Genomic DNA, 14240 nt, shown 5'->3' on the forward strand with positions numbered 1-14240 from the left:
ATCAAATTTCAGCTAAATTGCAAGTGTTTTACAAAGTTTTTGTGAATTATTCTTATTCTTGCTCTACTTCCTCTACCAATTTATTTAAAATATCTATAAATAGGCTTATTTTAGCAAAAGGCGATAGACCATAAATCGATAACCCAAGTCTGAATTGCCTATTTCCAACCTCGAAAGACTTCAATCATTCAGTTGTTTATAAAAAATTATGTATAGAAAAATTAAAGTTTTATCATAAGAGATTTGAGAGTTTAAAACCAATAAAAAGTTTAATCAACTACAGCGCCAAAGATACAATGATAAAAAAAGATATCGGAATCTTTTATCTCGACATCTTTATTCTGATTGATGTTTTTTGACTTCTTGTGCTTCCTTATGATTTTCATACAGTCGCGCTAAGAATTTAGCAATCTCTTTTAAAATGGAGTAGGTTGGAACAGCAACAATCATACCTACGACACCATAGATATTACTTGACAACAATAATAGCACGAGAATTGTAATCGGATGAACTTTCATGACTCCACCAACAATTCGAGGGTAGAGGATATTGCCATCCACTTGTTGGACAATCACCATATAGATGACAGCAATAATCATCTTTTGTGGATCCGTAAATAGATTTGAAATAACCATTGGAACCAAACCGATAACTGGACCTACATACGGGATCAAATTAGCCAATCCAGAAAAAATGGCGAAGACCAAGGCATATCTTAGACCAATTACACTATAACCGATAAAAGCTAAACATCCAATAATAACTGCATCTATTGACACTCCACTAATGTAACGAGAAATAGTTGTATTTAGGTTTGTCAATAAACCAGATATGTTCAATTTATCTCGTTTTAATATAGTTCTTTCTAGCATGGGTAAAAATTTATGCCCATCAAGTAGGAAGTAAATCAAGAAAACTGGTGTCATGATGATAATCAATACAGTGCTTATGAGCGCAGATAGAACACTGCCAACACTATTTGTCACACTGTTTAAGATATTTTGCAAAATATCAACATAAGAGAGATTCAGTTGTTGAATAGTTTGTTGAATATCTAGATTTTGCAGGGCTGGATGTTTTGATAACTCAATGACTAAATCTTGAAGACGACCATAAATGTTTTGACTCGAATAGATTAGGCTACTCAACTGATTAATCAAAATCGGTAGCAGATAGACAAAACTAAGTACGATTGCACAAATTAAGGCACAAAGGGTTAACAAAATCCCAATGATGCGATTGATCTTGCATTCCTTCTCTAAAAAGATAACAATTGGGTTGGTTAGGTAATACAAAAATCCTCCCAATAAAAAAGGAATCATGATCGTATTTGCAACACTGACAAAGGGTGTAATAATAGCACCCATTTCTCTCCATAAGTAGAAAATAAGGGTTATTAATAATATCTCAGTGGTCCAGAAGAATAATTTATTTCTCCGAAACATAAGCCACCTCCTCTTTTTCCTATTTTACCATATTTCAAAAAAGATTGATAACCTACATTATAAAAACAAGAATATTTTTTGTCTTTATGATAGAATACAATTACTATGAAGAAATTATTTTTAACACTATTAACACTTATTTCGTTTGGTTCCGCTACTACGGTTTTTGCCCAGGATTTTGATGTAGCAGCAAAACATGCTATTGCCGTTGAGGCTAACAGTGGAAAGATTTTATATGAAAAAGATGCTACTCAACCTGTTGAAATAGCTTCTATCAGTAAAATCCTCACTGTTTATCTAGTCTATGAAGCCTTGGAACAAGGAAAAATCACCCTTTCTACTCCTGTTGAAATCTCAGATTATCCCTACCAGCTTACTACTAATTCTGAAGCAAGTAACGTTCCTATGGAAGCTCGTAACTACACAGTTGAGGAATTGCTAGAAGCCACTCTGGTATCCAGTGCTAACAGTGCAGCCATTGCCCTAGCTGAAAAAATTGCTGGCTCTGAAAAAGACTTCGTTGATATGATGAAGGCCAAACTATTGGAATGGGGTATCCAAGACGCTACTCTCGTTAATACAACTGGTCTTAACAATGAAACTCTTGGTGCTAATATCTATCCTGGTTCAAAGAAAGATGATGAGAACAAATTAAGTGCCTATGATGTAGCCATTGTTGCCCGCAACCTCATCCTCAAGTATCCTCAGGTATTAGAAATCACTAAGAAACCTTCTTCTACTTTCGCTGGTATGACCATTAATTCTACTAACTATATGTTGGAGGGAATGCCTGCCTATCGTGGTGGTGTTGATGGACTTAAAACTGGCACGACTGATAAGGCTGGAGCATCCTTTGTAGGTACTACAGTCGAAAAAGGAATGCGTATCATTACTGTTGTTTTAAATGCTGACAACCAAGATACCAATCCATATGCTCGTTTTACTGCAACTTCAGCTCTTCTAGATTATATCTCATCCAATTTTGCTCTCCAGACCATCGTCAAGCAGGGTGAAAGTTATGAGGATAGTAAAAGTCCTGTTTTAGATGGAAAAGATGACACAGTCACAGCGGTCGCAAAAGAAGATATCAAAATTGTTCAACGCTTGGGCAGTCGAGCTCAATCAACTATCACCTATACTGCTGATACTACTGAACATACTGCACCACTTGAAGCAGGAACAGTCGTTGGCCATCTCACTTATGAAGATAAAGATCTAGTCGGGCAAGGTTATATCACTACTGACAAACCTAACTTTGAAATGGTTGCAGAGAAAAATGTCGATAAAGCCTTCTTCTTAAAAATTTGGTGGAATCGCTTCGTTCGTTTTGTTAACGAGAAGTTATAAAAAATCAAAAAATCGCGAATGTCGCGATTTTTTCTTTATTCATTTTCATCTAGAGTTGAATGTTTATAGCCATAAGTAAAGTAGATAAGAATTCCAATTAACAAGGCAATTCCAAATGCCATCCATGTTTCAAGGGTGTATTGAAGCATAAATGAAAGGCAAATCAGAATAGACAAGATTGGTAAAAAAGGTACCAGGGGAGTTTTAAATTCTCCCTCTTTGGGCATACCCTTATCTTTTCTCAATTTGATGATCCCATAGGCTAGGAGAATAAGATAGGCTAAGGTGCAGATATTGAGAAAGGCTGCGATACTTGCCAGTGGGAAAATTCCCGCTGCAATAGCTGAAACAACACCTGTTAAAATGGTCGCATTCTTAGGGACACGACTGGTCTTAGTCACTTGTTTGAAACTCTGAGGCATGAGCCCATCACGTGCCAAACTATAAATCATTCGAGACAAGGCGTAAGTCATGGAAATACATACCGTAATCAAAGTAAAAATAGCAACGAGTGAAACATAATTAGCGGCCCAACCAATACCAATACTTCTAAGAGCAAAAGCCACTGCATCATCAACATTAAGCTTGCTATAATGAACGATACCTGTCAATATCAAGGTAACCAAGGCATACAGAATGGTTACAATGGTTAAGGATAAAACAATCCCACGTGGAATATTCTTTTGTGGACTTTGAATTTCATCAACTGCCATAGAAATGGACTCAAATCCTAAGAATCCAAAGAACATCAGTGAAGCACCTGCCATAATTCCAGTGCTTCCACCATAAATCTGACCAAACCCAAATGGTGCAAAGTCTGACCAATTTTCAGGTTTAATGTACCAAATTCCAACAAGGATAAACAAGGCAAGAGCAGAAAATTTTAAAACAACAAGAATAGAATTAAAACGAAGAGCTGCTTTCGAATTTAAAAGTACAACGCCTGTAACAAGTAGAATTACTAAAATTGGTAAAAAATCAATATAAGTACCATGTTCAGGATTAAAAGTTCCATTTAAAGCTTGTGGCAAGGAAATTCCATAATGGCTAAGCAAACCCTTAAAATAGGCCGCCCAACCTGAAGCGACGCCAGAAACAGCTGTCATAAATTCCATGATAGTCAGCCAACCTGCAATCCAGGCTGGAAATTCACCCAAAATTGCATATAAATAACTATATGCTCCACCCGTTGCAGGAACACGAGAAGCAAATTCTGCAAAAAAGAGTGCAGATAAGGACACGCAGATAGCAGAAATTACAATCGATACCACAAGGGCAGGTCCTGCTAATGTTGCTGCAGCAGTCCCTGTAATGGTAAAAATACCTGTTCCCACCATAGCACCAATTCCCAAGAGAATTAAGTCCCATAGTTTTAAATGGCGATGCATTTCTGTCTTACCTAGACTAACGTCTTTGGTTCTAAAAATATTCATCATTCATCTCCCACTTTATGTGATTGTATTATTTTACCATACAAAAGACTTTTTGTGAATATTTATTAGCATCTTTCATCAAAAAAACTGAGAGTGGGACAGAAATCGGTAATTCGTTAGAATACGATTTCGTCGTCCCACCTCCGCACAGTTGAGTAGGGCTGTAAAAGCTGATGAAATCAGCGTAGTAGAGCCCACTCAACCACTGCGTCTTGCTCGACAATCCAAAGACAATTGAGAGGCTAGGACTTTTGTCCCAGCCTCAGTTTCTGTTCATAAAGTTTATCCGACTGATCCTTCCATCTCATAGCTAATCAAGCGGTTAAGCTCAACTGCGTATTCCATTGGAAGTTCTTTGGTGAAGGGTTCTACAAATCCCATAACGATCATCTCAGTAGCTTCAGATTCTGACAAACCACGACTCATGAGGTAGTATAGTTGTTCTTCTGAAATCTTAGAAACCTTAGCTTCGTGCTCCAATGCAACTTGCGAGTTGTGAATTTCATTAAACGGAATAGTATCTGATGCTGACAAGTCATCCATGATAATGGTATCACACTCGATGTGAGAAACAGATTTCTTAGAGTTCTTGTTGAAGGTCACTTGTCCACGGTAGTCAACCTTACCTCCGCCTTTAGCGATGGATTTAGATACGATAGACGAGCTTGTATGTGGAGCATTGTGGATCATCTTAGCGCCAGTATCTTGGTGTTGCCCAGCATTAGCAAAGGCAATCGAAAGCATAGTTCCACGCGCCCCTTCTCCATCAAGGTAAACAGATGGGTACTTCATGGTTGTTTTGGCACCCAAGTTTCCGTCGATCCACTCAACTGTCGCATCTTTCAAGGCTTTGGCACGTTTTGTTACCAAGTTATAAACGTTATCAGACCAGTTTTGGATGGTTGTATAACGCATGTAAGCTCCGTCCAAAGCAAAGATTTCTACAATGGCAGCATGCAAACTGTTACTTGAATAAGTTGGCGCTGTACATCCTTCAACATAGTGAACACTTGCTCCTTCATCAACGATAATCAAGGTACGTTCAAACTGACCAGTATTTTCGTTGTTGATACGGAAGTAAGTTTGAAGTGGAATATCTACCTTGACACCTTTTGGTACGTAAATAAAGGTTCCACCTGACCATACTGCTGAGTTGAGGGCAGCCAGCTTGTTATCAGTCGGCGGTACTAACTTCGCAAAGTATTGTTTAAACAAGTCTGGGTACTCTTTGAGGGCAGAATCTGTATCTGTAAAGATAATTCCTAACTTCTCAAATTCTTCTTTCATGTTATGGTAAACCACTTCTGACTCATACTGGGCAGAAGCTCCAGCAAGATAGGCACGCTCAGCTTCAGGAATCCCAATACGTTCAAAGGTTTCTTTGATTTTTTCAGGAACCTCATCCCATGAACGAGCTGGTTTATCAGATGGTTTTTGGTAGTAAATCAAGTCATCAAAATCAATCTCTGACAAGTCTGCTCCCCAAGTTTGCATAGGCATTTTTTTAAAGGTTTCGTAAGATTTTAATCGAAATTCTAACATCCACTCAGGCTCACCCTTAGCAGCTGATAGTTCACGAATGACATCTTCATTCAATCCTTTTCCTGTCGATAGGACAGGCTCTACATCGTCATGGAAACCAAATTTATATTCACCAAGATCAATTGGTTTTGGTTCTACTCTTTCTTCAGCCATAATATCCTTTCTTTCATTCTTCATTACTTATGATTAATAAAACAAAGAAACTTTGTCTTATTTGTTTTCTTGGTCTTCAATTGTTTTTTTAAGGGCATTCCAAGCTAGGGTTGCGCATTTAATTCGTTGCGGAAATTTGGCAACTCCTGACAAGAAAGCTGCATCTCCAAGTTGATCTTGACGCTCATTCTTTTGACCTTGCACCATTTCAGAAAAGATAGTTGCAAGCTCTAGGATTTCTTGCTTGGTCTTTCCTAAGACTGCATCTGTCATCATACTAGCAGAGGCAGTTGAAATCGTACAACCAGAGTTTAGAAAAGCGATATCTTCCAAACGATCATCTGCATCAAACTTGACAGAGAGATTAATCACATCACCACAGGTTGGATTGTTAAGACTGATTTGTTCAACATCTTCCAACCTACCTTGGTGATGGGGATTTTTCGAATGGTCCGCTACCACTGCCATATAAAGGCTATCTAGTTTAGAAAGTGCCATTGAAAAACTCCTTTGTCTTTAGTAAGGCATCTACTAACTTATCACAATCTGCCTTGGTATTGTAGATATAAAAACTTGCACGAGCTGTTGCTGGAAGGTCCAAATATTGGAGCAAGGGTTGAGCGCAATGGTGACCCGCTCGAACTGCTACTCCTTCATAATCCAGAGCAGTCGCAAGGTCATGAGGATGAAGGTCTCCTAGGTTAAAGGCAATGACACCTGAACGTTGAGCCAAATCTTGCGAACCGTAAATGGTCAAACCTTCAATTGCCTGTAATTTTGGAAAGACATATGCGATCAATTCTTGTTCATGGGCTTCAATCGCATCCATACCAATCTTTTCAAGATAATCCACGGCAGCTGCAAGTCCGATCGCTCCTGCCATATTAGGAGTTCCAGCCTCAAATTTCCAAGGTAATTCCTTCCAACTTGCAGATTGTTCATAAACGAAATCAATCATCTCGCCACCAAACTCCACCGGTGACATTTGTTCCAGATACTTTTCTTTGCCATAAAGAACACCGATGCCTGTCGGACCAGCCATCTTGTGACCTGAGAAAGCAAAGAAATCTACATCCAAGTCCTGGACATCAATCTTCATATGCGGTGTAGACTGAGCACCATCTACAACCATAATAGCTCCAACTTTATGAGCCATTTGAGTGATTTCCTTGATAGGATTAACCACACCAAGAACGTTTGATGCGTGAGCTAGTGAAACAAATTTAACTTTGTCAGTCAATTTAGAACGCAAGTCTTCCATATCCAGAGCTCCATCCTTGAGATAGACAAAGACCAGCTCAGCTCCAGTCTTACGACAGACTTCCTGCCAAGGAATGATGTTGGAATGGTGTTCCATGACAGAAATCAAGACCTGGTCTCCCTCAGTCAGAATTTCCTCAGCGAAGCGCGCTACCCAGTTGAGACTGGTCGTGGTTCCTCTAGTAAAGAGAACTTCCTTTGTCGAACCTGCATTGATAAACTTACGAATGGTTTCACGAGCCGCCTCATAGGAAGCTGTCGCCCGCTCCGCCAAGGTATGAACCCCACGATGAACATTGGCATTGTCCTGCTCATAATAGCGGTTAATCGTTTCCAGAACTGCTAGTGGTTTTTGTGTCGTCGCAGCATTGTCCAGATAGACCAACGGTTCATCATTAACAATTTGGTCTAAAATTGGAAAATCCTTGCGAATCGCTTCTACATCTAACATAGGCTTCCCCTTAGCGTTTTGACAATTTTTCTTCGATCGTTGCAATCATTTCATCGCGAACTTCCTTGACTGGAATCTCAACGATAACTGATCCAAGGAAACCACGAACAACTAAACGTTCTGCAGTTGCCTTATCCAAGCCACGACTCATGAGGTAGTACATGTCTTCAGGGTCTACTTGTCCAATAGAAGCCGCATGACCTGCAGTGACATCATTTTCATCAATCAAAAGAATTGGGTTGGCGTCTGAACGAGCCTGATCTGAAAGCATGAGAACACGACTTTCTTGTTGGGCATCTGCTCCCTTAGCTCCTTTGATGATGTGACCGATACCATTGAAGGTCAAAGTTGCTTTTTCAAGGATAACCCCATGTTGAAGGATATTACCGATAGAGTTGCAACCATAGTTAGTCACTCGAGTATCAATTCCTTGTACCTGACGACCACTTGAAAGAGCAACAACCTTAAGGTCTGCATGGCTACCACTTCCAATCAAATCACTATCAAAGTCTGCAACAACATTTCCTTCGTTCATGACACCGATGGCCCAGTCAATACTTGCATCGTTGCCTAATTTACCACGACGGCTAATGTAGGCAGTGACATTCTCACCTAGACGGTCAATCGCCGCAAACTTCACTTGAGCACCAGAACGTGCAATCACTTCAACTGTGATATTAGCAGTCGCCTTAGCACTACCCTCACCGCGTGATTCTAAACGTTCGAGGTAGCTGATTTTAGAGTTTTTACCTGCAATGATCAGAATGTGCTTGTTAAATGGCACATCGCTATCGCTGTCTTGGTAGAAAATTCCTTCGATTGGTTCAGCAATTTCCACGTTATCAGGAATGTAGAGAACAGCACCACTATTGAAATAAGCTGTGTGGTAGGCTGCTAATTTATCATCGTCATACTTAACAGATGACATGAAGAATTCTTCGATCAGCTCTGGAATTTCTTCTAAAGCTGAATGAAAGTCTGTGAAGACAACACCCTGTTCAGCCAACTCAACTGGAATTTGCTCAAAAACAGTTTGAGTTCCTACTTGCACCAACTTCAAGTGATTATCTAGAGCTGTAAAATCTGGAACATTTACTGAAGGTTCACTTTCTGTGATCGTTCCATCACCCAGATTCCAACGGTGGAATTTGACACGCTCAATAACTGGTAATTCCAAAGTCTCAATCTTGTCAAAAGCTTTTTGACGGAGATCAGCCAACCAGCTTGGTTCAGCGTGCATTTCTGAAAAAAGTTTAATAGTTTCTTTAGTCATTTACTTCTCCTAAAAGATACGAGGGAATTACAATTCTTCCTTGTAGTCGTAGCCAAGTTCTTCAGCTAGTTTTGCGTATCCTTCACGTTCCAATCGCGCAGCCAATTCTGGACCACCAGAAAGGACAACACGCCCCTCCATCATCACATGTACCACGTCTGGTGTGATGTAGTTCAAAAGACGTTGGTAGTGAGTGATAATCATAGCACCAAAGCCTTCACCACGCATAGCATTAACACCTTTAGAAACAACTTTAAGGGCATCAATATCAAGACCAGAGTCAATCTCATCCAAAAGTGCAAATATTGGCTCCAACATCAAAAGTTGAAGAATCTCATTACGTTTTTTCTCACCACCAGAGAAACCTTCGTTGAGGTAACGCTCAGCCATTTCTTCTTTCATGTTGAGCAATTCCATCTTCTCGTCCAATTTAGTGATAAACTCACGAACTGAAATCTTCTCATCATCTTCTTTACCAGCATTCATAGCTGCACGAAGAAACTCAGCGTTAGTAATACCAGGAATTTCTGATGGGTATTGCATAGCAAGGAAAAGTCCCATACGCGCACGCTCGTCCACTTCCAATTCAAGGATATTTACGCCATCAAACAAGACTTCACCTTTGGTTACTTCATAGTTAGGATTTCCCATAATAGCGGCAGAAAGAGTTGATTTACCAGTACCATTTGGTCCCATGATAGCTGCAATCTCTCCTGTTTTAAGAGTCAGATTGACCCCTTTTAAAATTTCTTTTCCTTCAATTTCAACGTGAAGATCTTTGATCTCTAATACTGACATGATAGTTCCTTTCTTTTTCAATCCGTTTTACCATTTTTGCTAGAAAATTGTCCTTATTTTTCTAGTAAAAAACGATAAAATGTCAATAAATATACTTTAATAGTATAACAAAAAAAAGCCTAAAAGGCTTTGATTTTGTCTAGAAGCTGAGGGTTACTTCTTTCCTCGAAAATGGTCATCAATAGCGTTGACAATTTTACCCATAATATAGCTGACTCTAAAATTTCTTAGAATTAAAATAGCCCAAAGCAAGGCCATAATATACCGTTGCTCCATGATGGATTCATTAAGGAAATAGGTCTCAGCAGCAGTAAATAAGGCCATGATTATAAATTGTTGTCTGTTCATCGTATTATGTCACAATATCCTTTTAATCTTCTTCTATGGTCACTTTATCCGCTAGAAATTCAAATCCTTGAGGAAGGACAGATTCTTCCACTTCTTCCTTAACTGGTTGACCTTGTGACGATTTAGCCTTAGCTGAGAAATCAGCCCTGACTTCTTTCCACTCGTCCATAGATATAGCAAGAATCTCTGGTGAAAATCCCGCTGCTTGACTAAGGATATTTCCAAACATGGTGTTCAGATTATCACGTTTCATGGTCTGGCCAGCATTGAAGTTAGATTCAAAAGCAAGTATGGCATGATGTTCATTGGCCGCAACAGGTTGAGAACCGACTAAAAGTGCCTTATCTGGACCTGACAAGCTTTCAATAACTTCTCCCCAAGCATTTTGGAGACGAATTAGATTTTGACGGGCTAAATCAGGATTTTCAACAGCTTCTTGAAGAATAGACTGAACCTTATTGCGATCTACGCGATAAATTGACTTGCTGTTAACTGGACGACTCGGTGTTGGTGTAGTCTGCTTAGGACTCGTGTTAACATTTGCCAGAGCCTGTTTCAATCGCGCAACTTCTTCTCTAAGAGAAGATAATTCCTCAGCCACATCACCTGAAAGTCCTGGTTGGGAATCAAGTTCTGTCAAACGAATGGTCATCATTTCCGCATAAATCTTAGGCTGTAAGCTAGCCTTGATATCAGCTAAACTTTTAGTAGCAAGAGTAATCATCTCAAACAAGACACTCTGCGGGAGTTCTAAGTTTCTCTCAAACACTTCACTATGATGAGTATTCTCCCCACCAGTTTGGACAATCAAAATATCTCGCAAGTATTGCAACAAATCTGTTACAAATCGTGTCATGCTTTTTCCGTTATCAAAAATCAAATTAAGATTTTCCAAAGCACGAGTCACATCTTTTTGTGCCAAGGCAGCTACATAATTATCCAAAGCACTTAAACTAATAGTCCCAGTAATTTCCTCAGAAACTGCTGTTGTTAATCTAGCATCTTGAGTCAAGCTCAATGCTTGGTCTAAAATGGACAAAGCATCCCGCATACCACCTTCGGCTCTACGAGCGATAATCTCAACAGCTTCGATTTCATAAGCAATCCCTTCCTTCTCTAAAATATGGAAAATATGATCTCGAATATCCTGAGTTCTAATAGATTTGAACTCGAAGCGTTGAACACGAGACAAAATGGTTGCAGGAATCTTATGAAGCTCTGTCGTTGCTAAGATAAAAACAACATTAGGAGTTGGTTCTTCAAGAGTTTTCAAAAGGGCATTGAAGGCTCCAGTTGAAAGCATATGAACCTCATCAATGATATAGACCTTATACCGAGCTATACTTGGAGCATAGGTTGATTTATCACGGATATCACGAATTTCATCCACCCCATTGTTAGAGGCCGCGTCCATTTCGATAACGTCTTCCAAGCTACCGTCTGTCACCGCCTGACAGATATAACAGTTATTACAAGGTTCTCCTCCCTCTTGATTAGGGCAGTTCATAGCCTTGGCAAAAATTTTGGCTACACTGGTTTTTCCAGTTCCACGAGGACCTGAAAAAAGATAGGCATGGCTGATCTTTTCCTGCTCTACAGCTTGTTTAAGAGTTTTTGCAACAATTTCCTGGCCTACTAACTGTGAAAATGTTTGACTTCTATATTTTCGATAAAGGGCCTGATACATTACGCTTTCTCCTCAAATATTGAAAAATTCCATTCGGTTTTCTCTAACAAAATAGAAACAAACTCTTCTAGATATTTCAGATCCAAATCATCATAATCATCAACAAGAGATGAATCCAAGTCTAAAACGCCCAGAAGACGTCCCTCTTTAACCATCGGCACAACAATTTCACTACGAGCACTACTATCGCAAGAAATATAGTTTGGATAGATCTTTACATCACCAACAATAACTGTTTGAAGACTAGCCGCCGATTCTCCACAGACACCTTTTCCAAGAGCGATTCTGACACAAGAAACTCCGCCTTGAAAAGGACCCAAGATGAGTTCATTCCCATCGAATAGGTAGAAACCTGCAAAAACAGTATTGGGAAAGCTTGTTTTTAGCAGAGCACTGGCATTTGATAAATTGGCCAAAACATTGGGCTCTCCATCTAAAAGATAAGAGAGCTGTTCATTTATTGTTTGATAAAGTGATTCTTTTTCTGAATATAACATAAAACCATTATATCAAAAAATGTTAGTAGAAAAAAGAAAAATCCCTTGTTTTAAAAACAAAGGATTTTATTCAAATTTGAATGGATTAAAGTTCGATGTCTCCGAACAAGTCAGCCATTGAGAATCCTGTTTGAGTTTCAGGAAGTTCAAAATCACGTTTTTCTTGACGTTTTGGACGACGTGGACGTGGAGCACGTTTTTCTTCTTTTTGTCCTTCTTCTTGAGCTGGACGTTCTTCAAGAGCTTTGATAGAAAGTGAAACGCGTTCTGCATCAGCGTTAACTTCAAGAACTTTAACAGTAACTTCTTGACCAACTTTAAGAGCTTCTTTTGGATTTTCAATACGTTTGTGTGAAATTTGTGATACGTGAACAAGTCCATCGATACCTGGCAATACTTCAACAAATGCACCGAAGTCAGTCAAACGTTTAACTGTACCTTCTACAACATCACCTTTAGCCAATTTTTGCTCAACGCCATCCCATGGTCCAGGTGTTGTAGCTTTAAGTGAAAGTGATACACGTCCTTCTTCTTCGTTAAGATCAAGGATTTTCACTTCAACTTCTTCACCAACAGTTACAACTGATTTTGGTGAAACGTTACGTTCGTGTGACAATTCAGTCAAGTGAACCAATCCGTCAACTCCACCAAGGTCGATGAAAGCACCGAAGCTTGTGATACGTGCAACTTTACCAGTTACAACATCACCAACAGCCAATTTACCGAATACTTCAGCACGAGCTGCTGCAGTTGCTGCTTCTACAACTTCACGACGTGAAAGGATGAAGCGGTTTTCTTTAGGATCAACTTCTTTGATTTTAGCATCAAACTCTTGACCTACAAAACGCTCAGTGTTACGTACAAAACGAGTGTCCAACATTGAAGCTGGGATAAATCCACGTACGCCTTCAAATTCAACTGAAAGTCCACCTTTAACAGCGCGAGTTCCTTTAACTGTAACAACTTCTTCTTCGCGCCCTACAAGTTTGTCCCATGCTTTGCGAGCTTCAAGGCGTTTTTTAGATACAAGGTATGTTACTGTATCAGTATCTTTACCAACCACTTGACGAAGTACAAGAACATCCAATACTTCACCTACTTTTACAAAGTCATTGATATCTGCATCGCGATCGTTTGTCAATTCGCGAAGAGTCAAGACACCTTCAACACCAGTTCCTGAGATTGCAACGTTAGCTTGATTAGCATCAACTGTCAATACTTCAGCACTAACAACATCACCAGGTTCAACTTGGCTAACGCTATTTAGCAAATCTTCAAATTCGTTCATCTAAAAAATCCTCCAACAATCAAGCTTTTCTTAAACTTGACATACTTATAATTTTTTCCTAAGCACCCGCAAAGACATGTTATATCGTTCACGTCCTTCAATTATAAAAATAAAATACCCTAAGATATTTTTCTTTTTATCTTGAATTTATTACCTAAGAACTGGGGTAGCTGGATTCGAACCAACGCATGAGGGAGTCAAAGTCCCTTGCCTTACCGCTTGGCTATACCCCAAAAGTGAAATGGAGAGAGAGGGATTCGAACCCCCGAACCCGAAGGAGCGGATTTACAGTCCGCCGCGTTTAGCCTCTTCGCTATCTCTCCAATGTTCAACAAAAACTATTATATCATGAAAATTTACAAAAAACAAGCTTTATTTTGCTAAATTATAGTTTTCAATCAAAATTTCCACAGCTTTTTCAAGTTTTTTATAAAAACTATCGACATTTCCATTCTTTATGATTGCGAATTGTCCATCTAATTCGGCAATTTCTCCGATAACTTTTTTACCGATAGTCAATGTATAACCTTCAAAACTGTCTTTTCCTACATTGACTTTGGCATCTGCTACTTGAATTTCAATTTTTTTATCTTTTTTACTCATACGATACCTCTTTTCACTCTTCCTATTGTACAAGAAATTTAAAAAACTGGCAAGAAAAAAGGCTCTATAATATTTGTAGTGGGTAAATCCCCTATGGATCTTATGGAGCCTATT

13 protein-coding genes and 2 tRNA genes are annotated in these 14240 nt (G+C 39.2%); 1 reads left to right on the top strand and 14 read right to left on the bottom strand.

From position 1 onward, the window contains the following. Positions 1 to 336: 336 nt before the first annotated feature. Positions 337 to 1446 carry an AI-2E family transporter gene (locus tag RQ973_RS08780; protein ID WP_311523709.1) on the bottom strand — a complete coding sequence of 370 codons (1110 nt, stop codon included), beginning with the start codon at positions 1444 to 1446 and terminating at the stop codon, positions 337 to 339. A gap of 105 nt (positions 1447 to 1551) precedes the next feature. Between RQ973_RS08780 and pbp3 the strand changes: the two genes are divergently transcribed. Beyond that, the gene (gene pbp3 / locus RQ973_RS08785) at positions 1552 to 2793 is read left to right on the top strand and encodes a D-alanyl-D-alanine carboxypeptidase PBP3 (RefSeq protein WP_311523710.1); all 1242 of its coding nucleotides are present in this window, start codon (positions 1552 to 1554) and stop codon (positions 2791 to 2793) included. Between the two features lie 35 nt (positions 2794 to 2828). Here pbp3 and RQ973_RS08790 read toward each other — a convergent pair whose 3' ends face one another. The 13 genes from RQ973_RS08790 to RQ973_RS08850 form a co-directional block, all read right to left on the bottom strand. Beyond that, positions 2829 to 4226 carry an amino acid permease gene (locus RQ973_RS08790; RefSeq protein ID WP_311523712.1) on the bottom strand — a complete coding sequence of 466 codons (1398 nt, stop codon included), beginning with the start codon at positions 4224 to 4226 and terminating at the stop codon, positions 2829 to 2831. A 282-nt stretch (positions 4227 to 4508) separates the two neighbouring features. Beyond that, on the bottom strand, positions 4509 to 5921 hold the full coding sequence (gene sufB, locus RQ973_RS08795; protein WP_006151262.1) for a Fe-S cluster assembly protein SufB: 1413 nt from the start codon (positions 5919 to 5921) through the stop codon (positions 4509 to 4511). A 57-nt stretch (positions 5922 to 5978) separates the two neighbouring features. Then, on the bottom strand, positions 5979 to 6419 hold the full coding sequence (gene sufU / locus RQ973_RS08800; RefSeq protein WP_311518334.1) for a Fe-S cluster assembly sulfur transfer protein SufU: 441 nt from the start codon (positions 6417 to 6419) through the stop codon (positions 5979 to 5981). Then, entirely contained in the window at positions 6406 to 7632 is a 1227-nt protein-coding gene (locus RQ973_RS08805) for a cysteine desulfurase (RefSeq protein WP_311523713.1), read from the bottom strand. Before RQ973_RS08805 ends, sufU begins: the two co-directional genes overlap by 14 nt. Before the next feature lie 10 nt (positions 7633 to 7642). Then, the gene (gene sufD, locus RQ973_RS08810) at positions 7643 to 8905 is read right to left on the bottom strand and encodes a Fe-S cluster assembly protein SufD (protein WP_311523714.1); all 1263 of its coding nucleotides are present in this window, start codon (positions 8903 to 8905) and stop codon (positions 7643 to 7645) included. 27 nt (positions 8906 to 8932) lie between these two features. Next, complete coding sequence (gene sufC, locus RQ973_RS08815) at positions 8933 to 9703, bottom strand: Fe-S cluster assembly ATPase SufC (RefSeq protein ID WP_101785311.1); 771 nt, start codon at positions 9701 to 9703, stop codon at positions 8933 to 8935. A gap of 153 nt (positions 9704 to 9856) precedes the next feature. Next, positions 9857 to 10051 carry a DUF3272 family protein gene (locus tag RQ973_RS08820; protein WP_049503772.1) on the bottom strand — a complete coding sequence of 65 codons (195 nt, stop codon included), beginning with the start codon at positions 10049 to 10051 and terminating at the stop codon, positions 9857 to 9859. A 22-nt stretch (positions 10052 to 10073) separates the two neighbouring features. Further along, positions 10074 to 11738, bottom strand: a complete 1665-nt coding sequence (gene dnaX / locus RQ973_RS08825) for a DNA polymerase III subunit gamma/tau (protein WP_311523717.1) — start codon at positions 11736 to 11738, stop codon at positions 10074 to 10076. Then, entirely contained in the window at positions 11738 to 12235 is a 498-nt protein-coding gene (locus RQ973_RS08830) for a GAF domain-containing protein (protein ID WP_075231262.1), read from the bottom strand. Before RQ973_RS08830 ends, dnaX begins: the two co-directional genes overlap by 1 nt. An 85-nt stretch (positions 12236 to 12320) precedes the next feature. Continuing rightward, entirely contained in the window at positions 12321 to 13523 is a 1203-nt protein-coding gene (gene rpsA / locus RQ973_RS08835) for a 30S ribosomal protein S1 (protein ID WP_075231263.1), read from the bottom strand. Between the two features lie 161 nt (positions 13524 to 13684). Continuing rightward, positions 13685 to 13756 (bottom strand) — tRNA-Gln (locus tag RQ973_RS08840). A 9-nt stretch (positions 13757 to 13765) separates the two neighbouring features. Further along, positions 13766 to 13846 (bottom strand) — tRNA-Tyr (locus RQ973_RS08845). A gap of 49 nt (positions 13847 to 13895) precedes the next feature. After that, positions 13896 to 14126 carry a DUF2969 domain-containing protein gene (locus tag RQ973_RS08850; RefSeq protein ID WP_000037113.1) on the bottom strand — a complete coding sequence of 77 codons (231 nt, stop codon included), beginning with the start codon at positions 14124 to 14126 and terminating at the stop codon, positions 13896 to 13898. Positions 14127 to 14240 lie beyond the last annotated feature (114 nt).

Origin of the sequence: uncultured Streptococcus sp., from assembly GCF_963511325.1 — a bacterium.
In the GTDB taxonomy this organism is placed as follows: domain Bacteria; phylum Bacillota; class Bacilli; order Lactobacillales; family Streptococcaceae; genus Streptococcus.

Coding starts and splice junctions, on each gene's coding strand:
- sufC (WP_101785311.1), bottom strand. CDS start 9,703: ATGTCAGTATTAGAGATCAAAGATCTTCACGTTGAAATTGAAGGAAAA.
- RQ973_RS08805 (WP_311523713.1), bottom strand. CDS start 7,632: ATGTTAGATGTAGAAGCGATTCGCAAGGATTTTCCAATTTTAGACCAA.
- rpsA (WP_075231263.1), bottom strand. CDS start 13,523: ATGAACGAATTTGAAGATTTGCTAAATAGCGTTAGCCAAGTTGAACCT.
- RQ973_RS08820 (WP_049503772.1), bottom strand. CDS start 10,051: ATGAACAGACAACAATTTATAATCATGGCCTTATTTACTGCTGCTGAG.
- sufU (WP_311518334.1), bottom strand. CDS start 6,419: ATGGCACTTTCTAAACTAGATAGCCTTTATATGGCAGTGGTAGCGGAC.
- RQ973_RS08780 (WP_311523709.1), bottom strand. CDS start 1,446: ATGTTTCGGAGAAATAAATTATTCTTCTGGACCACTGAGATATTATTA.
- dnaX (WP_311523717.1), bottom strand. CDS start 11,738: ATGTATCAGGCCCTTTATCGAAAATATAGAAGTCAAACATTTTCACAG.
- sufD (WP_311523714.1), bottom strand. CDS start 8,905: ATGACTAAAGAAACTATTAAACTTTTTTCAGAAATGCACGCTGAACCA.
- pbp3 (WP_311523710.1), top strand. CDS start 1,552: ATGAAGAAATTATTTTTAACACTATTAACACTTATTTCGTTTGGTTCC.
- RQ973_RS08790 (WP_311523712.1), bottom strand. CDS start 4,226: ATGAATATTTTTAGAACCAAAGACGTTAGTCTAGGTAAGACAGAAATG.
- RQ973_RS08850 (WP_000037113.1), bottom strand. CDS start 14,126: ATGAGTAAAAAAGATAAAAAAATTGAAATTCAAGTAGCAGATGCCAAA.
- sufB (WP_006151262.1), bottom strand. CDS start 5,921: ATGGCTGAAGAAAGAGTAGAACCAAAACCAATTGATCTTGGTGAATAT.
- RQ973_RS08830 (WP_075231262.1), bottom strand. CDS start 12,235: ATGTTATATTCAGAAAAAGAATCACTTTATCAAACAATAAATGAACAG.